The 26126-nt window shown below is 34.9% G+C and carries 24 protein-coding genes; 5 read left to right on the forward strand and 19 right to left on the reverse strand.

The genetic code is table 11. The features are described from left to right. Positions 1-292: 292 nt before the first annotated feature. The 10 genes from BKP37_RS12290 to BKP37_RS12330 form a co-directional block, all read right to left on the reverse strand. The gene (locus BKP37_RS12290; protein ID WP_071309879.1) at positions 293-1957 is read right to left on the reverse strand and encodes a DNA repair helicase XPB; all 1665 of its coding nucleotides are present in this window, start codon (positions 1955-1957) and stop codon (positions 293-295) included. 23 nt (positions 1958-1980) lie between these two features. Continuing rightward, entirely contained in the window at positions 1981-2403 is a 423-nt protein-coding gene (locus BKP37_RS12295; protein ID WP_071309880.1) for a hypothetical protein, read from the reverse strand. 58 nt (positions 2404-2461) lie between these two features. Continuing rightward, positions 2462-2584 (reverse strand): hypothetical protein, encoded by a 123-nt coding sequence (locus BKP37_RS20780; RefSeq protein WP_281243059.1) that lies wholly within the window; start codon positions 2582-2584, stop codon positions 2462-2464. A 311-nt stretch (positions 2585-2895) separates the two neighbouring features. Continuing rightward, positions 2896-3135, reverse strand: a complete 240-nt coding sequence (locus tag BKP37_RS12300; RefSeq protein WP_071309881.1) for a YlbE-like family protein — start codon at positions 3133-3135, stop codon at positions 2896-2898. Between the two features lie 367 nt (positions 3136-3502). Further along, the gene (ylbD, locus tag BKP37_RS12305) at positions 3503-3982 is read right to left on the reverse strand and encodes a spore coat protein YlbD (RefSeq protein ID WP_071309882.1); all 480 of its coding nucleotides are present in this window, start codon (positions 3980-3982) and stop codon (positions 3503-3505) included. Positions 3983-4096: 114 nt separating this feature from the next. Next, positions 4097-5182, reverse strand: coding sequence for a CAP domain-containing protein (locus BKP37_RS12310; protein ID WP_084034680.1), 1086 nt, complete (start codon positions 5180-5182; stop codon positions 4097-4099). Positions 5183-5553: 371 nt separating this feature from the next. Then, positions 5554-5982 carry a CBS domain-containing protein gene (locus BKP37_RS12315; RefSeq protein WP_071309883.1) on the reverse strand — a complete coding sequence of 143 codons (429 nt, stop codon included), beginning with the start codon at positions 5980-5982 and terminating at the stop codon, positions 5554-5556. Between the two features lie 93 nt (positions 5983-6075). Continuing rightward, positions 6076-6702, reverse strand: coding sequence for a CAP domain-containing protein (locus BKP37_RS12320; RefSeq protein ID WP_071309884.1), 627 nt, complete (start codon positions 6700-6702; stop codon positions 6076-6078). 110 nt (positions 6703-6812) lie between these two features. Continuing rightward, positions 6813-7982, reverse strand: a complete 1170-nt coding sequence (locus BKP37_RS12325) for an alanyl-tRNA editing protein (protein ID WP_071309885.1) — start codon at positions 7980-7982, stop codon at positions 6813-6815. Between the two features lie 418 nt (positions 7983-8400). Next, positions 8401-8745 (reverse strand): Asp23/Gls24 family envelope stress response protein, encoded by a 345-nt coding sequence (locus tag BKP37_RS12330; RefSeq protein WP_071309886.1) that lies wholly within the window; start codon positions 8743-8745, stop codon positions 8401-8403. Between the two features lie 141 nt (positions 8746-8886). Between BKP37_RS12330 and ytvI the strand changes: the two genes are divergently transcribed. Then, the gene (gene ytvI / locus BKP37_RS12335) at positions 8887-9945 is read left to right on the forward strand and encodes a sporulation integral membrane protein YtvI (protein ID WP_071309887.1); all 1059 of its coding nucleotides are present in this window, start codon (positions 8887-8889) and stop codon (positions 9943-9945) included. 264 nt (positions 9946-10209) lie between these two features. On the opposite strand, the gene BKP37_RS12340 is transcribed toward ytvI, so the two are convergent. The 3 genes from BKP37_RS12340 to pyc all read right to left on the reverse strand — a co-directional run bounded on the left by BKP37_RS12340 (position 10210) and on the right by pyc (position 16196). Beyond that, entirely contained in the window at positions 10210-10662 is a 453-nt protein-coding gene (locus BKP37_RS12340; RefSeq protein WP_071309888.1) for a DUF420 domain-containing protein, read from the reverse strand. A 501-nt stretch (positions 10663-11163) separates the two neighbouring features. Continuing rightward, positions 11164-12096 (reverse strand): heme o synthase, encoded by a 933-nt coding sequence (gene cyoE, locus BKP37_RS12345; RefSeq protein ID WP_071309889.1) that lies wholly within the window; start codon positions 12094-12096, stop codon positions 11164-11166. 647 nt (positions 12097-12743) lie between these two features. After that, the gene (gene pyc, locus BKP37_RS12350) at positions 12744-16196 is read right to left on the reverse strand and encodes a pyruvate carboxylase (RefSeq protein WP_071309890.1); all 3453 of its coding nucleotides are present in this window, start codon (positions 16194-16196) and stop codon (positions 12744-12746) included. Positions 16197-16546: 350 nt separating this feature from the next. Between pyc and BKP37_RS19700 the strand changes: the two genes are divergently transcribed. Next, positions 16547-16726 (forward strand): hypothetical protein, encoded by a 180-nt coding sequence (locus tag BKP37_RS19700; RefSeq protein WP_139193117.1) that lies wholly within the window; start codon positions 16547-16549, stop codon positions 16724-16726. 88 nt (positions 16727-16814) lie between these two features. Here BKP37_RS19700 and BKP37_RS12360 read toward each other — a convergent pair whose 3' ends face one another. The 3 genes from BKP37_RS12360 to BKP37_RS12370 form a co-directional block, all read right to left on the reverse strand. Beyond that, a complete protein-coding gene (locus BKP37_RS12360; RefSeq protein ID WP_071309892.1) occupies positions 16815-17099 on the reverse strand; it encodes an Fpa/YlaN family protein in 285 nt (94 codons plus the stop codon). A gap of 393 nt (positions 17100-17492) precedes the next feature. Next, on the reverse strand, positions 17493-18425 hold the full coding sequence (gene glsA, locus BKP37_RS12365) for a glutaminase A (protein WP_071309893.1): 933 nt from the start codon (positions 18423-18425) through the stop codon (positions 17493-17495). Positions 18426-18588: 163 nt separating this feature from the next. Then, complete coding sequence (locus tag BKP37_RS12370) at positions 18589-19917, reverse strand: PhoH family protein (protein WP_071309894.1); 1329 nt, start codon at positions 19915-19917, stop codon at positions 18589-18591. Positions 19918-20301: 384 nt separating this feature from the next. Between BKP37_RS12370 and BKP37_RS12375 the strand changes: the two genes are divergently transcribed. After that, positions 20302-20949 carry a YhcN/YlaJ family sporulation lipoprotein gene (locus BKP37_RS12375; RefSeq protein WP_071309895.1) on the forward strand — a complete coding sequence of 216 codons (648 nt, stop codon included), beginning with the start codon at positions 20302-20304 and terminating at the stop codon, positions 20947-20949. Positions 20950-21019: 70 nt separating this feature from the next. Here the strand turns inward: BKP37_RS12375 and BKP37_RS12380 are convergent, their stop codons facing one another. Then, positions 21020-21475, reverse strand: coding sequence for a pyridoxamine 5'-phosphate oxidase family protein (locus tag BKP37_RS12380; RefSeq protein WP_071309896.1), 456 nt, complete (start codon positions 21473-21475; stop codon positions 21020-21022). Between the two features lie 305 nt (positions 21476-21780). Between BKP37_RS12380 and BKP37_RS12385 the strand changes: the two genes are divergently transcribed. Then, positions 21781-21981 carry a YlaI family protein gene (locus tag BKP37_RS12385; protein WP_071309897.1) on the forward strand — a complete coding sequence of 67 codons (201 nt, stop codon included), beginning with the start codon at positions 21781-21783 and terminating at the stop codon, positions 21979-21981. 130 nt (positions 21982-22111) lie between these two features. Here BKP37_RS12385 and typA read toward each other — a convergent pair whose 3' ends face one another. Then, positions 22112-23956 (reverse strand): translational GTPase TypA, encoded by a 1845-nt coding sequence (gene typA / locus BKP37_RS12390; RefSeq protein WP_071309898.1) that lies wholly within the window; start codon positions 23954-23956, stop codon positions 22112-22114. A gap of 470 nt (positions 23957-24426) precedes the next feature. Here typA and BKP37_RS12395 point away from each other — a divergent pair, with 470 nt between their 5' ends. Continuing rightward, positions 24427-24612, forward strand: coding sequence for a DUF5325 family protein (locus BKP37_RS12395; RefSeq protein WP_071309899.1), 186 nt, complete (start codon positions 24427-24429; stop codon positions 24610-24612). Between the two features lie 505 nt (positions 24613-25117). Here BKP37_RS12395 and BKP37_RS12400 read toward each other — a convergent pair. Beyond that, positions 25118-25912 carry an inositol monophosphatase family protein gene (locus tag BKP37_RS12400; RefSeq protein WP_071309900.1) on the reverse strand — a complete coding sequence of 265 codons (795 nt, stop codon included), beginning with the start codon at positions 25910-25912 and terminating at the stop codon, positions 25118-25120. Positions 25913-26126 lie beyond the last annotated feature (214 nt).

The following is a 26126-nucleotide window of genomic DNA, read 5'->3' on the forward strand; positions in this document are numbered from 1 at the left end:
ATGTCAACTTTAAACAATAAACCTTTTTGGCGTAACAAAAGAAGAGCAAGCTTCTCTTCAGCTGTTTGCTCTTCCTTTTCGGTAGTACACAAATATGCATTGTACTTATTGATGAAAGAAATCATATATTTCTTTTCAAGGTCACTACACGACTTTAACAAATTTCTTCTATAGTCCTGATTCAGTAACCGTTGATCCAAGTTATTTGTTGTTGTAATTCCGATTAAAATTTCATCTTGCTTTTTAATTATATTGTCTTTAACACTACTACTTAATTTTTTTAAGCATTGTTCTAATGTAATGATAACCACTCTTCCACCTCATATGTGTATCCTTGTTCTAACATAAAGAGTTGACGCCGACTAGAGCATTCCTCTTCTTTCGTATTTCGCGTTACAATAGAATAAAAGTAAGCTTCGTTTGTGTTCTTTTTTGGTCGTAATACTCTACCGACTCGTTGTGCTTCTTCTTGTCTAGATCCAAATGCCCCGGATATTTGTATAGCTACTTGAGCATCAGGTAAATCTACTGCAAAATTCGCTACTTTGCTGACAATAAGTACTGGTATATCCCCACTACGGAATTTATCGTATAAAATCTCTCTTTCCTTTTGTGGTGTCTTTCCAGTAACCATAGGTAAGTCAAGCACCTTAGCCACATTTGTTAGCTGATCAATATATTGTCCAATAATAATTGTTGGTTGTTCTTTGTGTTTTAATAACAATTTATTAATAACTTTAATTTTTAACGGATTTATTGCTGCAATTTTAAATTGTTGCTGCTGGTTACTTGTGACATATTTTTGCAATTCATCCTCAGAGAAATCAATTCGAATTTCTTTACATGCAGTTCGTGCAATCCAGCCATGATTTTCAAGGCCTTTCCACGCCACTTCGTAATATTTTGGGCCAATTAAGCTATACACCTCCTCTTCTTTACCATCTTCTCGCACAAGAGTTGCTGTCAAACCTAGCCTACGTTTCCCTTGAATACTAGCTGTCGTCCGAAAAACTGGTGCAGGAAGGAGATGAACTTCATCATAAATGATTAATCCCCAATTCCGTTTATTAAATAAAGGTAAGTGAATAAACTCTTCTGTTTCATGATCTTTATAAACCATCATCTGGTAGGACGCAATTGTAATAGGCTTTACTTCTTTACGCGAACTTGAATAAAGTCCAATATCAACCTTAGAGATGTTGGTTTTTTCTATTAGCTCCCTCTGCCACTGTTTCATTGAAGTTTCACTAGACGTAATAATCAAAACTTCTTCTTTTACTTTTTCAATAATTCCTAAACCTACTATTGTTTTACCTGATCCACAAGGCATAACAACAATACCTTTTCCACCTATTTTCATACCATCTTTATAGAAGTGCTTAACTGCTTCTTTTTGATAAGGACGTAATTTTATCGAATGTAACATATCAATCTTTAAGTCCTCACCTTTATCAAATCCAATGGTATCATTAACAAAATATCCATTTGATAAGCATATAGACTTAATATTTCCTCGGTGCTGCTCATTAAAAACATATTGATTTTTTTTACTAACATATTTCTTTAGTAAAGATCTAAGACTCGAAGTTTGTAACAACAAATCTTCATCTTTTTGGTAAGAAAATGTGAGTACACAATCACCGTCTATTTTTTCCATACGAATGGAATTTGACCGATAATAATGATCTTCTACATACTTCACAACTTTTTGTGCTAATGGATATTTACAGTATTCATTCAAGAAATTAATAATTTCAGTAACTTGAAGTCCTTGGGACGCAGCCGACCAGATTGAATACGGAGATAATTTATACGTATTAGTTGAAAGAGTTGCTTTCTCTAATGTTGCCATTTGCGATAGTATAGGTTGAATGATTGGTAGTTGTTTATGGTTTGTTTCAACAATGATTGTTCCATCACTCTGAACAACTAATGGATTTTCATAATTAAAAAGCATCTCTCGCCCCTCTTTCGACTTATTTACAATGTAATTTCAAATTCTTCATGAACTCCATACGGCGTATAATCATTGTGTATGAGTTCTAGCCTTATTTTATACGTTCCACTAGGTAAGGATTTAATTACAAAAGATGATCGGAAAATAGAATCTACTTTATGCTCGTTAATGTATAGTTGAATATGCCCCTCTCCTTCTTTTTTAATCGTTCCAATATCATCTTGATTAAATAAGAAATCTTTAACTTTACACTCAATATAAATATCTTTTTCTTTCAATTCATAATGAACACTTAATCGTTTATCCTCTTGATCTTTTTCTTCTACTTCTGATAAAAAGTGTTCATATCGATTTTGAATAATATATTCCTGTGAAGGGTTATGCGATAAACTTTCGTATGTAAGCCCCCCCACCACTACTAACATTGCAAAAAATAAGTTAATCAAATACACCACCACTTCCTAAAAATTAATCATAGCTAAAGTTTTACCTAAATAGTTGCTATTATCCATTAAGAAATGGTGTTTTCTTACTATCATCAAGAAAAGCGTAAGCGCCTTGGTCACGAGCAGCTGCTCCTGTACCACTCCGTTTACTAAAGAGCAAAGCCGCTTCGAAGTAATCCAAGTAGTAGCTTCACTGGGGCGGCCTTTGACAGAACCCGCTCTTTGGCCTCTTACATTTACATGCTTTTAGCGTCTTCTAATATTGCTTCTTAGTAAGCGCCTCGAGCAATTGTTTTTCATCCGACGAGTAAACGCAGGAGCAAACTGTATGAAGCTATTCAGAGACGTTATCAATGTAGTTATTGAAGTCAGTTGCTTGACTGAAGTGACAGAACTCGTAGGTTGCTTGCGCTAGACAGTTTCCATGTTAGAAATTTATAAATTCTGTCTGATTAATTTAAATAATAAAGGCAAGTGAGCCCTTCACTTACCCTACTTTGACGCTCCAAATCCTCTTGCCATCTCTAAAAGCATCATTGCCATATTTAAATTTGAATGAAACCGTTCTAACTTTTGAGGAAATGTTCTACCATAAAACTGTTTAACTTCGCTTTCAAGTTGAAGTAATGCTTGCGGATCTCTAGATAAATATCGATACCATACCGGGTGATTTCTTACATATTGCTTTAATTCTGGGCGTTGGTTTAAATACATCCGTACTTCTTGTCTCATAACTATGACAGCCCCTTTTCTCTGGTTACCTATTAATAAGCGACCTAATTAAATTATATTTTCATGAAGCAAGAAAAGCGCAAGCGCCTTGGTTACGAGCGAAAGGCACTGGAAGGCCTTTGACAGAAGCCGCTCTTTGGCTTCTTACATGCTTTTAGCGTCTTCTAGTACTGCTTCGTAGTAAGCTTCCTCGAAGCAGTGTTTTGTGCGACGAGTAAACGCAGGAGCAAAGCTGCATGAAGCTAATCAACGAAGGTTTCAAGAGGTCAGTTGCTTGACTGAAGTGACAGAGCTCGTAGGCTGCTTGCGCTAGACAGTTTCCATGTTAGAAATTTATAAATTCTGATTAAATAAAAAATAAACCAATCTAAAATTGTTTGAAATTAAATGGATGTTGCCCTTGATGATTTTGCTGCATTTGCTGACCATGTGAAGACTTCGATTGTTCGCTTGAGGAATTCGATTGAAATGATTGTAATAAACCTTGAATAGAAGCAACCATTCCACTAATGTTTTGTATATGGCCTTGAATATCATTTAAATTTACCGACTTTAACAGAGCTAATAAATCCCCTATTTGGGAACCTTGCTTCTCAGATTTATCTTCTTTTTCTGTCTCAGTTTTTGCTTCTTCATCAACTTCGTCTTTTATTTCCCCTGTATCCTCATCCGTGGTTTTTTTATACTTTTCCCAAAGTTCATCTTTTTCTCCTAGAATAGTCCATTCCTCATAAAAATCCTGTAGCGACTTATTCCCTTTTTTCACTTCTTTTAACAGTAATGGATGCTTCTTTACAAATTGTTTAAACCGTTGGACAGATGGGTGTAATTTATTTGTTTTACTCAAAAGGGACACCTCCTCTTTTGCAATTACAGCTGCTTTATTACATCATACAAATGTGCCCAGCGATATGTGCGCCCATTTTTAGGCTGAAGAACAAGCGCTAGTATTAGGATAGCATTACCATGGTGTCATAAAATTTTGAGTATAATACCGTTCATAAACACCCACTCCTAGATGAGTAAAATCCTCATGAAGTAAATTTACCCGATGGCCTTCACTATTTAACCAACCTTCAACAGCAGCGATAGCATCAATATAATTAGCCGCTATGTTTTCTCCAGCAAACTGAAATAAAATTCCCTGCTTTTTCAACCGGTCTTTCAACTCTCCCTCATTTGGTGAAGTATGGGAGAAATAGTCATTTTCTTTCATATCCTCACTATGGTTATAAGCAACTATCGCAGTTTTATCATCCCATTTCAATTTTGTAAGATTATGCCTTTTTCTAATTTCATTAGTTATCTGCAAAATTTGTAAAGCTGAGCCAACTTCTACGTCTCTCCACTCGTCTGATGTTAATGGTTCAGGTTCGATTAACTCTCCACGATATACAACAGAATATGGTCGTTTTTTTACAAGAGCAGTTGCATCAAGATAACGAATACTAGACAACTGATTTGTAAATACGTCAAAATATAACTGTATGAAAATTCCATCTACTGAAATTAATGGCCTTGTTTGTAATTCTTCATCTGTTAATGAAAATTGATAAGAGTTGTTCATTATATTTAAAGAAACCACTTTGGTAAATGGAACGATGGACTCTAGTTCACTATAAGATACATTTAATCGATATGGAGCAGTAGGTAAATCTTCTCCAATCCCGTAAATAGTAACTACTTTTTCGTTCTCAATGCCTACTTGTAAATACCCTGTTGAATAAACTTTCGGATAGATCCACCATTCATAACCATAAGAAGATAAGTCGATCCGTTCTGGTTCCCCATATTTCTCTAAAATAAAGTTACTGCCTTTTCCAATTAACCTATGTAATCCATTTTCTTCAAGAATCTTAGGATGACTAGCTATTTGATTGGTCGTACTACTGACTTCAAAATTTTTATCTTCGACCGCAACACTATTACTCTCTTCCATATATTGATCCTTATCGTTACCTAGAAGGTTGTCCACTAAAAAAGAAAAATAAAATGTTATTCCTATAAAAGAAACTATAATAACAATGCCAAATCCTAATTTTTTCATAAAACTCTCCTTTCACATTTACCTTTCATTTTTATCTTAAATAATTAGGGATTTTTTTATAGCCCTTTTCTGCAAACTTTTTGTTCTAAAAACATCTTCTTCTTTTATATCTATTATCCTGTTAAATGATTATGACAAATTATTATAGAAATTCTAAACTTTCGTCATGAAAGTTAATACGTCTCGTTGAAGTACTAAAAATTGTATATACATGCCTCTTTGTAATAAATATTCCTTATGTTAAATGAAGGTGCTATCTACTCGCAGACTTCTTGCGCTAGACAGTTTTCAAGTTAGAAATTTATAAATTCTGATTATAAAAAAAGTCTGCTAATCCTTATTTTCGGATTAACAGACTTTTTTTAAAAATATTAATGATGAACTTGAGGACTTTCTGAGATCTCAGATAAAGCATAGCCCGCTTCATCATCAGTACCATCATGTATCGCTAAATCACCTAATGAGCATATCCCTACAAGACGATTATTTTCAACGATTGGAAGTCGTCTAATTTGATGTTTAGCCATTAAATTAGCAGCATCATCAATACTCATTCCCGGATCTGCAGTGATTAAGTTTTCACTCATGATATCCGTTACTCTAGTGGAGTTTGGACGTTTTTCTGCAACTCCTCTAATTACAATATCTCTATCCGTAATCATTCCTAGTAAATGTTCATTTTCACAAATAGGAATTGCACCTACATCTAACTGTTTCATTTTCACAGCAACTTCATACACATTATCTAAAGGTGTACAAAAATCAACATCTGTTGTCATTACATCACGAATATGTTCCAAAATATTACCTCCCTTTTAGAAATTCAGTTATAGTATGTCCATTTGGATTAACATTATCATTTAGTTAACTTAAATATTTTAAAAAGTATTTATTCATTGAATAAACATTTGCGTCCAATAATGTCTACCAGTTCCTCCTTTTGCGTAACCTACTCCAATTGTCGTCATTTTTTTATTTAAAATATTTTGTCGGTGACCTGGGCTGTTCATCCAACTTTTTAATACAACATCTGGAGTCGTTTGCCCTTGAGCAATATTTTCCGCTCCACCATCAAATGTAATACCAAAATCTCTAATCATATCAAAAGGAGAGCCATAAGTAGGAGAAACATGTGAAAAATAATCATTATCTCTCATATCATTTGATTTATTTCGAGCAACTTGAGACAATTCCAAATTAGGTTTAAGTGGAGCCAAGCCAAATTTTGCTCGTTCTTGATTAGTTAACTCGATTACTTTATGTTCAATTTTTTTAATCTGATCATAATAGGGAATCTTTAGCCTCTGATTTGGATAAATCAAATTTGGATTTGAAATTTGTGGATTTAATTCTAATAATTCAGTTAAGCCAACGTCAAAAAGCAAAGAAATATTCCATAATGAATTTCCAGGTTGTACAATATAGGTTTTGGTATTACCTTCAGCAAAGGAATCACTTGGAATAAAAATAAAAAAGAAAAGCACAAAAACAACAAAAACAACGCCATTTTTTCTTTTCAATTCTATCTCCTCCTAACATAACTCATTCAAGAATAGTTTGACCAAAAAGAAAAAAGTTCATCATTTCCTGATGAACTTTTTTCTATGTTCGACTTCAAACCTAAAGCAATTTACGTTAATATTTTTAATTGTTTTTTTACTGTTTCCCAAATTTCAGTGTCTATATTGCCTGTCCATTGTCCGAAAACAGGGTTACCACCACCACTTCCACCTATCAAATCCTTTAATGTTTGAATACATGTTGATACATTAAATAATTGAGAAGAGGAAGAGGCAAAGATCCATGTTTTTTGGTTTTGGTTCTGAAAAAATACAACTTTATCCCCAGATTCAATAATAATTTTTGCTAAGTCTTTCATTTCTTGAATTGGTTTTTCTTCCCACGATACTTCAATAACGTTTGCCTTTGCCTTGTCCATCAATATCTTCGCCTCTTGATGCAAGTCTCTTTCATATAGCTTTTGATAATTTTTCTTTAGCAATTGGTGCTTTTGATAAAATTCAAGAAACCTATCTTTTACTGTTAAAGGAGACACATTTAACTTTTTACTAACTTCATAAACTGATTTTGTCACTTCTTGAAAATATTTAGTAGCCCTTAAGCCACAAATAAAAGTTACACGGATACGTTGTTTGTATTTTTCCCAACCAAGGATTTTTATCATATTAATTTCACCTAACATACTCACATGAGTACCGCAGCATGTTGACGAATCTATTCCTTCGATTTCAATAAAACGGACGAACTCGGGTCTTTCTTTAAGTTTGATTAGACGATCATCATCGACTTCATCATACGGCAGTATATAATTTTCAACGGAACGGTTTTCACTTATGTAATGAGCTATCTTATTTTCAACCGTATCAATTTGTTCATTACTCAATTCTGTTGTTGCTAAATCAATCGTACAAACATCTTTCCCTAAATGAAAGGATACCGTTTTAATTTGATATAGCTCAAGCCATACTGCCGATAAAAGGTGTTGACCAGTATGTTGCTGCATATGATCAAACCTTCGCTTATAATCAATCGTTAATTTCACCCTTGTTTTCTCAAAGTACTCATTTACCTTATGATATAATCCATTATCAAAGTATTGGACTTCTAATACAGGAATACTATTAATAAAACCTACATCATAAGGTTGTCCACCACTTTCAGGGTAAAAAATCGTTTGATCAAGCTTCACCCAGTACTCACCATTGATAATTTTAGTATTTTGAACTAAAGCCGTACTTTCCTTCAAATAAGGATCAACTTCATAAATTCTTTTTGTCATCAAATTCATCCTCTTATAAAATTTCATCGTAACGTTAAAAATAAAATACATTGAAATTAAGCTTATCAATTTCATACTATCACATTTATTGGAAATTAGCTTGTTTATATTCAAAGTTAACTGAACGAATTTCATTAATACCAAAAATGAGCCACATAAAGCAGTTTTCCTTCATCGCCCCCTAAACTTTTTAATTTTCGCGTTTTGAGGCGGTGGACTTACTTCCCCCTAAGCGTGGGATAAATATGCTATCTTACTGGCGGAAATGTAGAATTATGAAATTCAAACTAAATAAATTGTTTCGTGTATGTTTATCGACATATACTAAAGACCTTCCTTTTGTTTGGATTAGACTAGCTTCCATAAACCAAAGCATTTATAAAAAAAAATAAAGCGAATGAGTAAATGTCCAAACGCTTCATTCATCTATAATGATCCCATCAACAAGTACATTTACTTCTGATACTGTAAACCCAGTAAATAACTCGACATGATTTTTTACCACGCTTTGCAGTTCATAAATTGTATCCGGTATATTTTTTCCTAACCTAATACTTACCTTTAATTGCACAGAAACCTCTTCTTTGGTCGTTTTAATATTAATATTACTCGGGTTTCCTATAATTGTATCAAGCACCTTACTTTTAATCGTAGTTGAACTACACTCAACTCCATCAATTTCCGAAAAAGCAATACTAGTTATATATTTAATTACATCATCAAAAATATACAAGTCTCCTTTATCGAGATGTTTTTGTAACATCATAATTCACTCCTTTTCGTTTTGGAGTCAAAAATAATACATTTCAATTACATTCTTGTTCATTGATACATATTTCATTGTAATTCTAACCAAATACATACTATAATAGTTATATGTTGTCCACAATGAGAGGAGTTTGAAATGTCTGCAATATTTTCCAAAAAGAACCTTATAATCATTACTACAATAATAATAATTATCATATTAGGGTATTTTATATTACCTGTATCAATGCCTATAATAGCTGCACTAATTACTGCGATGCTTCTCACTCCTATTGTTCGTGTAATACAAAAAGGAACGAAAGTGAAAAGAAACTTAGCAGTTTTTATAGTCTTTATGATATTTCTATGCTTTATAGGCTTGATTGGTTACTTTATAACTACAAAAGCCATAACACAAGCGGATTATTTTGTCAAAAATTTACCTTCATATATTACGGAAATTAATTATGCTTGGATGGATATGCAAAGCAATTTAAATGATAAGTTTGAAGACCTACCTACTGAACTTGTTCGCGAAATTGATAGCTATGTTCAAGATACTCTAAGTGGTTTAAGAAGCACTGTAAGTAGCCGAAACTTCTTTAGCGATATAACATCAATTCTAACGAAGATACCTAGTTACTTAGTAACCTTTCTTGTTTATCTAATAGCTCTCTATCTATTTTTATTAGAACTTCCAAAGATAAAGGAGAAAATATTCACACATTTATCTGAAAAAACAAAAGATAAAGTTCAGTTTATGTCATCTAGACTTTCCTTTGTTATTTTCGGCTTTATCAAAGCCCAATTTTTGGTTAGTATTATTATTTTTATCGTTTCTCTAATTGGACTTTTATTAATTGTTCCTGAAGTAGCCTTATTAATGGCTTTTATCATATGGATCATTGATTTCATTCCAATTATTGGTTCTATAGCAATTTTAGCACCATGGGCAATTTACCATTTAATTGCAGGTAATATGGCAATAGCAACGAAGTTACTTGTATTAGCTGCGATTTTATTAATTATTAGAAGAACGGTAGAACCTAAAGTTATGGGACAACAAATTGGTCTATCTCCATTAGCAACATTAATTGCTATGTATATTGGATTAATGCTTTTAGGAGTAATTGGTTTTATCGTCGGTCCTCTAGTGGTAATCCTCTTTACTTCAGCGAAAGAAGCCGGAATAATAAAAGCTAACTTTAAAATTTAATTTTAATTTTAGAAAGAGCGCAAGGCTCCTGGAGCTAGACACCGTTCCAACTTTAAATTTCTATACTTCCTTATCTTTAAAAGATAAACTGGTGGCCTTATTAGGCCACCAGTTTTACATTACATATGATATTAAGAGAACTCGTTCTAGCTTCGCTAGAACATCGGAAATTCAGATGGAGTCTCAACTCCACCTAAATGGAAGTTCCCTCCTACGCTACCCTTAGAGGTCGGTGCTATGACCCTTTAGTACAAATCAGTTTGATTAAAAACCCCAAATAGCTCGAAATACATTTGTTACTTCTCCTGGTGGATAAATAACGTAAAGCAGTAAATAAACGATAATTCCTGTTGATGCACCACAAAACCAAATGATGGATGTAATCGGCCCTAATTTTCGGTGTATCTTCATATTGTTTTTGTACCCTGATACTAGAGTAATAATTCCTAACACTGCAGCTGACGTTGCCAAAATAATATGGAAAATTAAGAAAAGAGTATAGTAGACCTTTACCTCCTCTGGTCCACCAAAAGCTGTACTTCCAACAAATATCGTTTTTGATACATAAGTAACAAAAAATATCGTTGCGAATAATGCACCAAGAAACATCATTTTCTTATGTAATTCTTTGTTTCCATTTGCCACCACAAACCATCCAACTGCTACAAAAATTGCACTAATTGCAATAAAAATTGCATTTATTAAAGCTATATTCATGCATAGCTCTCCTTTCTGATATTATTCCTCAAAAAAGCGCAAGCGCCTTGGTCAAGAGCGAAAGGCACTGGAAGGCCTCTGACAGAAGCCGCTCTTTGGCTTCTTACATTTACGTGCTTCTGCGTCTTCTAGCATAGCTTCGTAGCCAGCTTCCTCGAAGCAAAGCTGCATGAAGCTAATCGACGAAGGATCTCAAGCAGTAATTGAAGTCAGTTGCTTGACTGAAGTGACCGAGCTCGTAGGCTGCTTGCGCTAGACAGTTTTCTAGATCCAAAATTTTATGCTTTCCTATTTTAAAAATCCCACTAACAAATAAAGCTGAACTTCAATCAACAGGAGGCCTTCAGCCCCTACTGTTTGTGCGTTTTAGCTTTATCCGAATTTTTAAAGATTGCAGATTATCTTCTACCTAAAACAGTTCGATTTAAGAGGTTTACTAACCATTACACTCCAAATTGGGAAATAACCCCTAAGAGTATTTAGCAATTATTATTATAGAATTTAAACAATGTGAAGAACAACCATTAATACAAAAATAATTGTTAAGTAATTCAATGAATATACAAACATTAATTTAGCCCATTTCATATCATCTTTCATAAAAAAGCCTCTTATACCAAGTACAAGCCACCCAGCCCCTAAAATGCCTGTAATAACAGTATAAACTGGTCCAAACATAGGTGAAACCATTAATGAAACTGGAATAAGAATAGCAACATATAAAACCATCTGCCGTTTAGTGACTTGAAATCCCGATACAACAGGAAGCATAGGAATACCAGCTTTTCTGTACTCCTCACACCGTTTCATTGCTAACGCTAAAAAATGAGGTGGTTGCCAAATAAACATAATTAAAAACAATATCCAAGCAATCGGATGTAAACTTGGATCAATAACTGCCCATCCTATTAGTGGCGGTACTGCTCCTGAAATACTACCAACAATAGTATTTAGTGATGTTGTTCTTTTTGTCCACATTGTGTAAATGACAACGTAAAAAACTAGACCAACTAAACCAAAAACCGCAGCCACTGATGTTGTTAATAATAATAAAACCATACCTAATGCCGATAATGCAAGGCCAAAGATCAATACTTGATTATCTGAAATTTTCCCTGTGACTGTCGGCCGCCCGCTCGTTCGTTCCATTAAATGGTCTATATCTCTATCAATATAGTTATTTAAACTACATCCGCCCGCCATCACTAAGGCAGACCCTAATAACCCCAAAATGACAAGATGTATATTTGAAATTAAAGAAATATCGTTATAATATGCAGCTAAATACAGTCCGGCAAAAGCTGTTATCATATTTGACATGACGATACCCATTTTTGTTAAAGCAAGAAAATCTCTCCATGTGCCATTGCCACTGCTGTTAGTTGTCGTTGAATGTTTTAGTACATTATTGCTTTCAAGAATAGTTTTGTTCAAATTATTCACCCCACATCTATTAATCTAGTTAATTTATATACATTAAGTTTTTCAGCATATTATTTATTATGCAAGAAGTAACTAACATATCATATCATTAGTGTAAATAAATTTATCAAACATATTATATACAAATATGCAGTGATTTTCATCACTTTTGTTTTTAACCACATTAAGATTATAACATTAGTATAGTGTTAATGAAATTATATTCTCTTGTGATTTTTTGGTAGCTTTATTTATCTGAGTAATTTCATAATTACCAATAGTGAGAATAATAAATTATAAAATTCTTCAATCTAACTATTAATAGCCTATTACGAAACAAACAAGAAAAGCGCAAGGCGCCTTGGTCACGAGCGAAAGGCACTGGAAGGCCTTTTCGGAAGCCGCTTTTTGGCTTCCGAAAAGAACTGAAGTGACCGAGCTCGTAGGCTGCTTGCGCTAGACAGTTTCCAAGTTAGAAACTTATAAATTCTGACCAGAGGTTTGCCTCGAGCTTCCTTCAGATTCCACGTCACCATGGACACCTTTGCTTTTGGCTATGCGCTTACCACTACAAGGTCGCACTCGGAACTTTCACCCGTTAGAGTTCGCCCATGCTGGGCGAACAAAAAATGCAAAGGCAATTGCCCTTGCATTCTTTATTAATTATTACTTAGGTCGATCAATAAATCTCCGGTTTGAATTGCTTCACCGTTATGAACATAGACGCGTTTCACAAAGCCATCGAACGGTGCCTGTACGGTTGTCTCCATCTTCATTGCTTCTGTAATCATTAAATGATCACCTTTTTTTACTTTGTCTCCATTTTCAACTAATGTTTTAACTACTGTACCAGGCATAGTTGCCCCAATATGATTCGGGTTAGTTTTGTCAGCTTTCGTTTTTGCTACTATAGTAGTCTCGACATTTTGATCTTTAATAACTACTTCACGAGGTTGACCATTTAATTCAAAATAAATGACACGCGTACCGTCCTTTTGAGCTTCACCAATTGATACAAGTTTTACGATAAGAGTTTTCCCTTTTTCAATTTCTACCTCAACCTCTTCACCTAAACGAAGCCCATATAAGAACGTTGGTGTATCGAGAACAGAAACATCACCAAATGATTCGCAAAACCTTTGTTGCTCTAGATAAATTTTTGGATAAAGAGCATACGAAATAATATCAAAATCGGTAACTTGACGATTTAATTTTTCAAATAACTCTTTCTTTAGTGCTTCAAAATCAACAGGTGGAAGTAATTCTCCTGGTCTGTCAGTAATGGCTACTTGGCCTTTAAGAATAATTTTTTGTAATTTCTCTGGAAAACCTTTGTAAGGTTGACCTAAATACCCTTGGAAAAATTCAACAACTGAGTCAGGGAAGTCTAAAGATGCACCACGTTCCATTATTTCTTTTTCCGTTAAATTATTTTGAACCATAAACAGTGCCATGTCTCCAACAATTTTGGACGAAGGGGTTACCTTTACAACGTCACCGAACATATCATTTACAGTTCGATACATTTTTTTCACTTCACCCCATCTATCTTTTAAACCAACTGCTTTTGCTTGTTGTTGTAGGTTACTATATTGACCACCTGGCATTTCATGCTCATATACCTCAGAATGAGGGGCCATCATACCACTTTCAAAACCTTGATAGAATTTGCGAGTATCCTCCCAGAATATCCCTAATTTTTCAAGTGACTTAATGTCAATATTTGGTTTTCTTTCACTTCCTTCTAGAGCATAATATAAAGAATTTGCACTTGGTTGAGATGTAAGTCCTGCCATTGAACCAACTGCTACATCAACAATATCAACACCAGCTTCGATCGCTTTAGCATAAGTAAATATACCATTACCGCTCGTATCATGAGTATGTAGGTGTATCGGAATGTCAATGGTTTCTTTTAATGCGGAAACAAGGGTGTATGCCGCTTGAGGCTTTAGTAACCCCGCCATATCTTTAATGCCTAAAATATGAGCACCAGATTGCTCTAACTCTTTTGCTAAGTTTTTATAATAATTCAAATCGTATTTCGATCGATTAGGATCTAAGATGTCTCCTGTATAACACATTGTTGCCTCTGCAATCTTTCCAGATTCACGGACAGCATTAATCGTTAACGTCATACCTTTCACCCAGTTTAAACTATCGAAAATACGGAAAACGTCAATACCAGCAACTGCAGACTTTTCAACAAACTCTTTAATTAAATTATCTGGATAGTTTGTATAACCCACAGCATTAGATGAACGTAGTAACATTTGAAGTAGAAGGTTCGGCATTTGTTTCCTTAATGTCAATAACCTTTCCCATGGATCTTCATGTAAAAATCTCATTGCAACATCAAAGGTAGCCCCTCCCCACATTTCCGATGAAAATAGATTAGGAAGCATTCTTGATGTAGGTTCAGCAATTTGCTTTAAATCATGTGTTCTCACACGAGTCGCCAATAGGGATTGATGAGCATCACGAAATGTTGTATCTGTTAAAAGAACTTCCTTTTGTTCTTTTACCCACTTTGCAACACCTTCTGCCCCTCTTTCCTCTAATATTTGTTTTGTACCATTCGGAATAGAATCTAACAGCCTTAATTTAGGAATTTGTGGATAATCAAATACTGGCTTCTTCTTCTTTTCTAACCCTGGATACCCATTTATTGTTGTTTCACCAATAAAGCTTAACATCTTCGTACCACGATCTTTTCTCTTCGGAAAAACGAACAATTCAGGAGTAGTATCAATAAAAGATGTATTGTAATGACCCTTTAAAAACTTCTCATGCTGCACAACATTTTCTAAAAATGCAATATTTGTTTTGATCCCTCGAATACGAAATTCACGTAAATTTCTTAACATTTTCGATGCAGCATCTTCAAAGTTTAAAGCCCAAGTTGATAATTTAACTAAAAGCGAATCATAGTAAGGAGATATTACAGAACCTTGAAATCCATTACCTGCATCTAAACGAACACCAAAGCCCCCCCCCGAGCGATAAACTGTGATTTTTCCAGTATCAGGCATAAAGTTATTACTTGGATCTTCAGTCGTTACCCGTGATTGAATGGCATATCCATGACACGTTATTTTTCCCTGGATAGGTATATTCATTTTATTACCATGAAGTTCTTCTCCATCAGCAATAAAAATTTGCGATTGAACAATATCAATACCAGTAACCATTTCTGTAATTGTATGTTCTACTTGAACCCTAGGGTTTACTTCTATAAAATAAAATTCACCTGTATCGGTTACTAAAAACTCAACAGTTCCTGCGTTTATGTAATTAACCTTTTCCATTAATTTTACTGCAGCTTTACAAATTTTAAGACGGACTTCTTCCGTTAACGAAACACTTGGTGCAATTTCAACAACCTTTTGGTGTCTTCGTTGTACGGAACAATCACGATCATAAAGGTGGATAATATTACCTTTTTCATCACCTAATATTTGAATTTCAATATGCTTTGGATTCTCCACAAACTTTTCAACATATACTTCATCATTACCAAAAGCAGATTTGGCCTCTGATTTTGCACGATCATACGCCTCTTTTAATTCGTCCTTATTTCGAACAATTCTCATTCCTCGGCCACCACCGCCTAAGGAAGCTTTTATAATAAACGGAAATCCGTGTTCATTGGCAAATAATTCAACATCGTTAACAGATTGAACCGGACCATCACTACCTGGAATAACTGGTAGACCTGCATTAATAGCTTGCTTTCTTGCTTGTACTTTATCACCAAACATATTTAAATGTTTAGATGTTGGACCGATGAATAGTAACCCTTCTTCCTCACAGCGTTTTGCAAATTGAATATTTTCCGAAAGAAAACCATAACCTGGATGAATGGCATCAACGTCGTTTCGTTTAGCAATCTCAATAATACCCTCAATGTCTAAGTATGCATCGATTGGTTTTTTACCTTCTCCAACTAAGTATGCTTCATCAGCTTTGTACCTGTGGTATGCACCAGTATCTTCTTTTGAATAGATAGCCACAGTACGTATATGTAGTTCTGTACATGCCCGGAAAATACGAATCGCTATTTCACCACGATTTGCTACCAATACTTTTTTGATTTTAGTCAACCTATTCATAAAACTCCTCCTTATTTAATAACTATCATATCATTATTTTTCTTTATAATAAAAGTAGTTTCATTTAGTTAAGATCGAATTTTTGAAAATCTTAGAATATTAATACCGTTAACTTTTTCCATTTATTAGGTGGGCTTCCCCTCTTTTCGAAGAGGACGTGCTAAAAAAAGCTGAAACTAGACATCACACAAACTTTTCAAATTTCGTTACAAGAAAAGCGCAAGCGCCTTGGTCACGAGCGATAGGCACTGGAAGGCCTTTGAGAGAAGCCGCTCTTTGGCTTCCGAAAAGGTCTGAAGTGACCGAGCTCGTAGGCGCTGGAGCTAGACAGCTTCCAAGTTAGAAATTTTATGCTTTCTTACCTTACAAGAAAAGCGCAAGGCGCCCGCCTATCGGCAACAAACACTGGAAGACCTGCTCGTAGCGGTCGGGTTTTTGAACGAAAGAGAAGGTCTGAAGTGATCGAGCCGATGGCACCTGGAGCTAGACAGTTTCCAAGTAAGGAATATTATATTTACCTTTATAAATAAAAAAACGACCCATAGGAAGTATGTATCTCCTTAAAAAGTAAGTTTTTGCTTTTCTTTTTAAGGAGAAAAGTTCCCCTAGAGTCGTCTTCTATAAACTTTTTGTTGATGCTTCATGAAGAGTTGCAAGCTCTCGTTCGAGTTGAGCTATCAATTGCTTACCCACTTCTTCATCAATTAACTCTAGTCGAATGGCAAAGTCAATCTCCCTAGACAAACCAAACATTTGTGTATCTAACACCTCTTCATACAGAGGGCATTGAGGCATTGTTAAATTCGCCATTTGAACTTCAATGAGCTTTAATATCTTATTTGCATCCGCTTTTAGAAGGGCGTACGCTTTTTCATGATGTCCTTTTACCGCTTCATTAGACATTTCTTTCCCTCCCATACGAGTCACTGTCCCTTATTACCCTATGATAGCCTTAATAGTAAGAAAATGCAATATTTAAAAGTATTTATAGGAATCAAGAAAAGCGCAAGCGCCTTGGTCACGAGCAGCTGCTCCTGTGCCACTCGGTTTGCTCAAGAGCAAAGCCGCTCTTTGGCTTCCTACGTGCTTCTGCGTCTTCTAGTATTGCTTCGTAGTAAAGCTTCCTCGAAGCAGTGTTTTGTGCGACGAGTAATCGCAGGAGCAAAGCTGCATGAAGCTATTCAGTGACGTAGTTCAAGTAGTTATTGAAGTCAGTAGCTTGTTTGAAGTGACCGAGTTCGTAGGCTGCTTGCGCTAGAAAGTTTTCAAGTTAGAAATTTATAAATTCTGATTATATTAAAATATACTTAAATCATACTTTATTGATAAACTTTCTAGTAATTTCATTCCAGCATAACTATTCCCACGCTCATCTAAAGCAGGTCCGTAAATTCCTATTCCCATTCCACGAGGAACAGATCCCATAATTCCCCCTGACACCCCACTTTTCGCAGGGATACCAACTCGAATCGCGAACTCACCTGAAGAATTGTACATTCCACAAGTTACCATAAATGTATTCACAATTCTAACGATATGCTGTGGAATAACCTGTTTTCCCGTTTGGGGAATTCGACCTTCATTAGCAATGACATAACCTATCTTTGATAAATCATGGCAATTCACCAAAATAGCACATTGCTTTGTATATAAATCTAATAGCTCTTCAATATCGCCTTCAATAACTTTATGTTGTTTCATAAAGTAACATAAAGAACGGTTAAGAAAAGCTGTCTCAAATTCTGAATGGGCAACTCGGTTACAATAACCGATATCCGTATTACTTGTCATTTCATGAATAAGTGCTAGAATTCGCTCAAGCTTTTCATTTGTATTTCTCCCAATAATCATATTGGTTACAGCTAAAGCACCTGCATTAATCATCGGGTTCAATGGTTTAGAGGGACTATTCGACTCTAACTTTGCGATTGAATTAAACGGATCACCTGTTGGTTCCATTCCAACTCTTGAAAAAACATATTCCTCTCCTCGATCCATAATGGCTAAAGCTAATGTTAATACTTTCGAAATACTTTGTAATGTGAATTTTTCCTCGATACAACCTGCCGCAATACATGAACCATTACCTTTATAAATGGCTACAGAAAGGGCATCAGGGTCTGCTTCACCTAGCGCAGGAATATAATCCGCCACACGACCAAATTTCGTATACTTCTTTACATCATCGACTAGTTGAGATAATGTCTTCTGGTATGTACATTCTGCCATTTTTTCAACACTCCCTTTACCATCCTATCATTAGAATGACCATCTCCTTTTAAAACATGAGAGCAAGTCAGATAAAAAGAGATAGAAACAAACACCGTCTAGATGTTTACCTCTATCCCTCTCATTTTTTTAAGTAGTACTACTTTATCTTCACTCTTCTATACTAGAGTAAATCTGCTGCTAGCTGCGCAAGCCCCGACCGCTCTCCTTTTTCTAGTTTTACATGGCCACTTATTTTCTGACCCTTAAACTTCTCTACTACATAAGTTAGACCGTTATTATATTCATCTAAATACGGGTGATCAATTTGTTGAGGATCTCCCATTAAGACAATCTTACTCCCTTCACCAACTCTTGTTATAATTGTTTTAACTTCATGTTTGGTCAAATTTTGCGCTTCATCAATAATGATAAACTGCTCCGGAATACTTCGTCCACGAATATACGTTAACGCTTCGACCTGAATCGAACCCATTCCAGCTAAAATTTGATCTATTTCCCCTGGTTTTTTTGTATTAAATAAAAACTCTAAATTATCATAAATTGGTTGCATCCATGGTCTAAGCTTCTCCTCTTTTTCTCCTGGTAAAAATCCAATATCCTTTCCTACTGGCACCACTGGCCGCGCTACTAACAATTTCAAATATTTATGAAGATCTTCAGTTTGCAAAAGTCCCGCTGCTAATGAAAGTAACGTTTTTCCAGTACCCGCTTTACCTATTAACGTTACTAATTGAACATCATCTCGTAAAAGTAGTTCAAAGGCCATTTTTTGTTGAACATTACGCGGTTTAATCCCCCATACGTGATCAGGTTCTACCTGAAACGGAAGAACCATTCGACAATCTTTATCTATTTTTCCTATAGCTGAACTCGAACTCCCTAACTCATCCTTTAGTATAACAAACTGGTTTGGATAAACAGTTTGATAATTTAGTTCATCTACATGGATTTTTTGTGAAGAATAGAATTTATTTAATACATCTAAACTAACGTAAGCTTCAATGTAACCTGAGTAAATATGATCGGAAGTTATCACTCTATCGCTCAGGAAGTCTTCCGCTTGAATACCAATTGCATCTGCTTTCACTCGCATTAGTGTATCCTTAGATACTAAAATAACAGGCTTAGATTTTTGCTTTTGTTTTTCTTCTATTGACAAATTTAAAGCAACTGCCAAAATTCGATTATCATTAGTTTTTTCATCAAAAGTTCCTTTCAGTTTTTCAAAAGAACGATGATTTAGTTCAACTCTTAACTCTCCACCGTTTTCCAACTTCACTTTTTCATGAAGTTTTCCTTTATCCCGAAATTGATCCATGATTTTTGCTACTTGCCTAGCATTCCTTCCAATTTCATCCATATAGCGTTTTTTTGAGTCAACCTCTTCCAATACAATTGCTGGAATTACAACTTCATTATCCTCAAATGCAAATATTGCGAAAGGATCTTGTAGTAATACGTTCGTATCTAAGACGTAGATTTTATTCAACGTCACGCCTCCTTGACTTAAGTAATGGGATAGGTATCTTATTATTAAGTTATGCATTGAAATTATTTTTTGAGATAACAAAATTAAATTTGAATAAATTTCTTAATACAGATATCCCCCGACCAAGATACTATATCTTGTTGATTTAGCGAGTTTTCAACCAGATATATTTTGACGATCTTCGATTACTTGAGAAATTCATTTAAATTAGTAAAAGAAAACTTTTATTTCAGAAAAGAAGTTAAATAAGATAAAGAGGTACTATTCAGAATCAATTTTAAGGTGAGAAAAGGATTTAATATAAATGTATGTACAACAGAATAAAGTTAGACGAAGAAACGAACAATAATTATAAATATTTACAAAGAAAGGGATGAATAAAAAATGAAACTATTTCACTTTTGTATATATGCCTTACTGGTTTCCTCACTAATAGCATGTCAAACAAATACGACAAGAGAAAACGAAGGTAAGCAAAAACCTTTTGAAGTAGCAGAGCAAGCAACAGACCCTAGGGAAAATCAAATAAAAACTGGGCAAGAAGTAGCTGAACATTTAGTGCATCTCGCACAAAGAGTACCAGAAGTAAATAATGCAACTGCCTTAATTTTAGGGGATTTAGCTGTGGTTGGCATTGATGTAAATGCTGAACTAGATCGTTCTGATGTAGGAGTCGTTAAATATGAAGTAGCTGAAGCGCTAAAGGATGACCCACATGGAGCATACGCCTTTATCAGTGCTGATCCAGATATTAACGAACGATTACATCAAATGAGGCAGGAAATTGAAGCTGGTCACCCAATCGCTGGTGTAATGAATGAATTAGCGGCAATTGTAGGTCGACTAATACCAGTTGTCCCAGGTCCTGAACACCGTAAAGCAGAACCGGAACCGACCGATGCAAATGAAGAACGGTTAGATGATGGTCAAGACGAAAACCTCGAAAACATTCAAGAAAAATATGGTAAGAGAAATATGGATGACGAACAAACAGAGCAAAAACCAAAACATACGAATGGACAAAGAGAATAGAAGGGAATGCACGAAGGAAAATAACAAAAAGAATTAACTAACATGAATATGCGAAAAGCCTAGTCATCGACTAGGCTTTTTTCATTGCAGTCATTACTTGTAAGTCAAGTCTATCTGCAGCATCTTTATCATACGTTTTTTCATAAGCTGGTTCTACAGAAATTCTTGATCCATAAAACATTACATCCCGCACTTCTTTAATATGAATTTCTACAAGGGCTAACTTTAATGGTACTTCATCCATTTTCTCTACCTTTAATACGGCTGAGCCACTAATTGAATAAGTAGATTCATTTGCAATTACGTTAAGGACTACTTGTGAATTCGCTTTAATATTTTCAATAATACGTGAACGATTATCGACTGCAAAACGAACTGTTTCTTTCTTTGGAGCATAAACCCACGATATAGCACTTACATTTGGTCCAGTCGTCTCGTGATCAACTGTTGCAATCGTGACAAAACGTTCTTTTTGTAAAAATTGAAATAATTCTTCTGTTAAAATTGGTTCTACTTGATTTGCCAAAGCGGAAACCTCCTTTAGGAAATTTAAGAAAAGAAATAATAATATTGTTTTCTGTCGTTATCTTTTCCAATTACATCGTTATCAACGCAAAAACAAAGAAAAAAATAACTGCTACCAATATACTATACCTTTTTTTACCTAATATTAAAACAGATATGCTTAATGAATGAAATAATTGTAAATAAGTAGATGTTGTCATTTTGCCAAACCGTACAACCTTCACATTAATAATAATTTCATCTATAATGCTTGTATAAACCAAATTAGAAAGTTAGCTAATAGGGTAATGTAGAGAGGTGAAAAAAGTGAGAGTTAAATGTGTAATTTGCGACCAAATCGAAACGATAGACAATGATTCTTTTGTTGCTAAGCGCTTAAGAAATAGACCAATACATACATATACTTGTAAAAGCTGTTATGACCGTATCACTGAACGTACAAAAGTACGTTTAGCTACAGGAAAATTTAGAATAAACAAGCCTGTACTGAATGAAGATGACTGGTAGGAATTAAGGTTTAGATTATTCACTAAATGAATTTCAACAATTTATTTTTCCGTCAGCTGTATTATAAGATTCATTAACCTATATAAAAAACTGACTGAGATTTTCTCAGTCAGTTTTTTTGTCGTTTAAATTATACTTTTGTCGCTAATTTCTTTTTCTTCTCAATACGTTCACGTTCATTCTTATCCAACACTTTCTTTCTTAAACGAATTGAAGTAGGGGTAATTTCACACAATTCATCATCATTTAGATACTCTAAAGATTCTTCTAGTGTCATAATTTTCGGTTTTTTCATAGTAACAGTTTGATCTTTATTTGCTGAACGCATATTTGTCATTTGTTTCACTTTTGTAAGATTAACTGTGATATCGTTTTCTCTTGTATATTCTCCTACAATCATACCTTCGTATACTTCAGTTCCTGGATCAACAAAGATTATTCCTCGATCTTCAACTTGCATAATTCCATACTGGCTTGCTTTTCCATTTTCCATCGAAACAAGTACTCCTTGACGTCTACCACCAACTCTGCCTTCTAGCATTGGCTGATAACTATCAAAAGTATGGTTGATAATTCCGTAACCTCTTGTTTGAGTCATAAACTCTGTTGAATAACCAATTAATCCACGAGCTGGAACAAGGAATTCTAGTCGTACTTGTCCGGTTCCGTTGTTAACCATATTTAACATTTCACCTTTACGTTCCCCAACAGATTCCATAATTGTACCCGTATATTCTTCTGGAACATCAATTATTACACGTTCTACCGGTTCAGAACGTACACCATCAATTTCCTTTACGATTACTTCTGGTTTAGAAACCTGTAACTCATAACCTTCTCTTCTCATATTTTCTATTAAAATTGATAAGTGAAGCTCTCCACGACCAGAAACGATCCATGCTTCAGGAGAATCTGTATTATCAACTCGTAAGCTAACGTCTGTTTCAAGTTGTGCTTTAAGTCGTTCTTCAATTTTTCTACTTGTTACGAATTTTCCTTCACGGCCTGCAAAAGGACTGTTATTTACAGAGAATGTCATTTGTAGAGTAGGCTCATCAATACGCAAAATTGGTAGTGGTTCTTGCTGATCTAATGGACATACCGTTTCTCCAACATTAATCTCTTCCATACCAGAAACAGCGATGATGTCTCCAGAAATTGCTTCTTCTATTTCAACACGCTTTAAACCTAAGAAACCAAATAGCTTCGTTACGCGAAATTGCTTAACTGAACCATCAAGCTTCATCAATGCAACTGGTTGACCTACTTTAATGCTCCCACGAAAAACTCGCCCTACTCCAACGCGACCTAAGTAATCATTATAGTCTAACATTGTTACTTGAAATTGAAGGCCTTCTTCACTATTATCAATAGGCGCTGGGATATGCTCAATAATTGCGTTGAACAGGTCATCCATGTTTTCATTTTGTTTTTGCGGGTCGGCATCAGTACTTGCAGTTCCGTTAATAGCCGAAGCGTAAATTACTGGAAATTCTAATTGGTCCTCATCAGCACCTAAATCGATTAATAAATCAACAACTTCATCAACAACTTCAAGTGGTCTAGCAGCAGGCTTATCAATTTTGTTTACTACAACAATTGGGGTAAGTTTTTGCTCAAGAGCTTTTTTTAATACAAAACGAGTTTGCGGCATGCAGCCTTCGTATGAATCAACAACTAGTAAAACACCATCAACCATTTTCATAATACGTTCAACTTCTCCTCCGAAGTCAGCGTGGCCAGGTGTATCTAAAATATTAATTCTTTTATCACCATACTGAATGGCTGTGTTTTTGGCTAAAATTGTTATTCCTCTTTCTTTTTCAAGTGCATTTGAATCCATGGCTCTTTCTTCTACTTGTTCATTTGATCGAAACGTACCAGACTGGTGTAACAGCTGATCAACTAATGTCGTCTTCCCATGGTCCACGTGAGCGATAATTGCTATATTACGAATATCCATTCGATGTTTCATCTATAGAGTCTCTCCTTAAATTTAGTAAATAATTTTCTGTTTGGTATACAACTGCTCCATTATAGCACAATTTTATTAAAGTAATACTATTTTTAATTTTCAATTGAAAAAACAAACTGTTTATCTGAATTTTTTGGGGGGTAAAAGACCCCCACCTCTAAGCGTAGCGTAGGTGGGATTTTCCAATCAGCTGGAGTAGACTCTCCACCTGATTTTCCGATGTTTCAGCTTGCTGAAACGAGTTCACTTACCTTGTAGTTATTTGAATTTCATTCAGTGAGGTTGTCCTTTTCCAAACTATTTTTTTCTTTAACTCCACGATCTTTATTTTAGGGCAGTTAATCCCCAACTCCATTTTCCATTTTCTTCAATTGACGCGAGATCTTACTGTTGCTTAAGATCGGGATAAAGTTAGATTAGTTTTCATTTTCACACAAAAAATGTACACTTGTTTTTAGGGGGGATTAATAATGAAAAAGGAACAGGTAATCTTTTTACTTTGTGCTATATTCACAACTATTGCAATTGTCGGAATCGGTATTTCAATCTCATTAGGAAGTATTCTTGTCTTTAGTTTATCCATAATTACTGCAACCATATGTTGTGGAGTTGGTTTTTCATTAAGAAAAAAGTTGGCTCAAGAATCCTCGAATTAAGAAAAGCGCAAGGCGCCCGACTACCGGCGACAAACACTGGAAGGTGGCAAGTAGCGGTCTGCTCTTTGACCACAATCTATGTGCTTCTGTGTCTTCTAGCACTGCTTCGTAGCAAGCTTCCTCGAAGCAGTGTTTTGTGCGACGAGTAATCGCAGGAGCAATTGTTTTTCGTGCGACGAGTAATCGCAGGAGCAAAGCTGCATGAAGCTAATCGACGAAGGATCTCAAGCAGTAATTGAAGTCCGTTGCTTAACTGAAGTGACCGAGCCGACGGCGCCTGGAGCCAGAAAGTTTCTAAGTTAGAAATTTTATGCTTTCTTACCCTTGTTACATAAGATCAAGCGTCCCTCTCATCTCGATACATTTTTTAAGCTAACCATCGAGAATTTATTTACTCTCTTTGGTGAGCTTAAGAGCCAATCCTTATTATCAGATATACATCGTGCTTGAAACTTTCAGACATATCAATAAGCCGTCACGTTTAAATTTCCTAGCGTGTAGAAACTTATTTTTTATTTGAATTGTTTAAATATTTCTCTTGAATTTCTTCAAATAATCTGTTTTTTGCGACAAAAATAGAACTTCCTTCTAATAAATTCAACTTTTTACCTTCAAGAGTAGTTACTTTCGCACCCACTTCTTCAAGTATAATTAAACCACCAGCAAAATCCCACGGAGAAAGTCTAAGACTAATGTATGCGTCCATACGATTAGCAGCAACTGCGGTTAGCTCAATTGCAGCCGCCCCAATACTACGGGCTCCACGGCAATCCTTCACTAACTTCATTAGGGCCTCTTCCTTCAAAAGCCAACCTGGATTAACAGCTATTAAAGATTTTTGCACACTTGTTTCCTGTAATTCAGGTAACTTAACACCATTTAAATATGCACCTTGTCCTTGTTTGGCATAAAAAAATTCATCCGCCATAACATCGTAAATAATTCCAACCTTGCCAATGCCATTCTCATAAATTCCTACTGATATAGCAAAGTGACGCTGTTGGTGTACGAAATTTGTCGTCCCATCGATAGGGTCAATAATCCAGACAATTCCATCAAGAGTTTTAATTTCTTTACCTGTCCCTTCTTCACCTAAAACTAAGTGATCTGGAAAAGCTTTTTTTATTGCTTCCTCAAAAAAACCTTCAACTTTCCTATCCATTTCTGTCACTAAATCATTAGGATTCGATTTAAATTCCACAATGAGCTCTTTTTCAAGAGAATTTTTAATTATTTTAGCAGCATCTCTAACTAGATGCTTCGCGATTTTAGAAACCCTATCCCAATATGTATCAGACATAATTAATACCCACTCTCTTTCATTACTATTATTCTCTATTATGACATATTGTAAATCGTTTTATAAAGCTTAACTTCATTCATAGTTGAGTTTTTAAAAGCCTCGCCAAACACCCAAGGTCGTTTTTCAGATATAGAGTAATAAGGCTTATTAGGATAATTTTGATTCTGACTATTTTTATAAAAAAATAATAGGATGATACCTTTGGATTAAA

This window comes from Anaerobacillus alkalilacustris (assembly GCF_001866005.1).
GTDB lineage: Bacteria > Bacillota > Bacilli > Bacillales > Anaerobacillaceae > Anaerobacillus > Anaerobacillus alkalilacustris.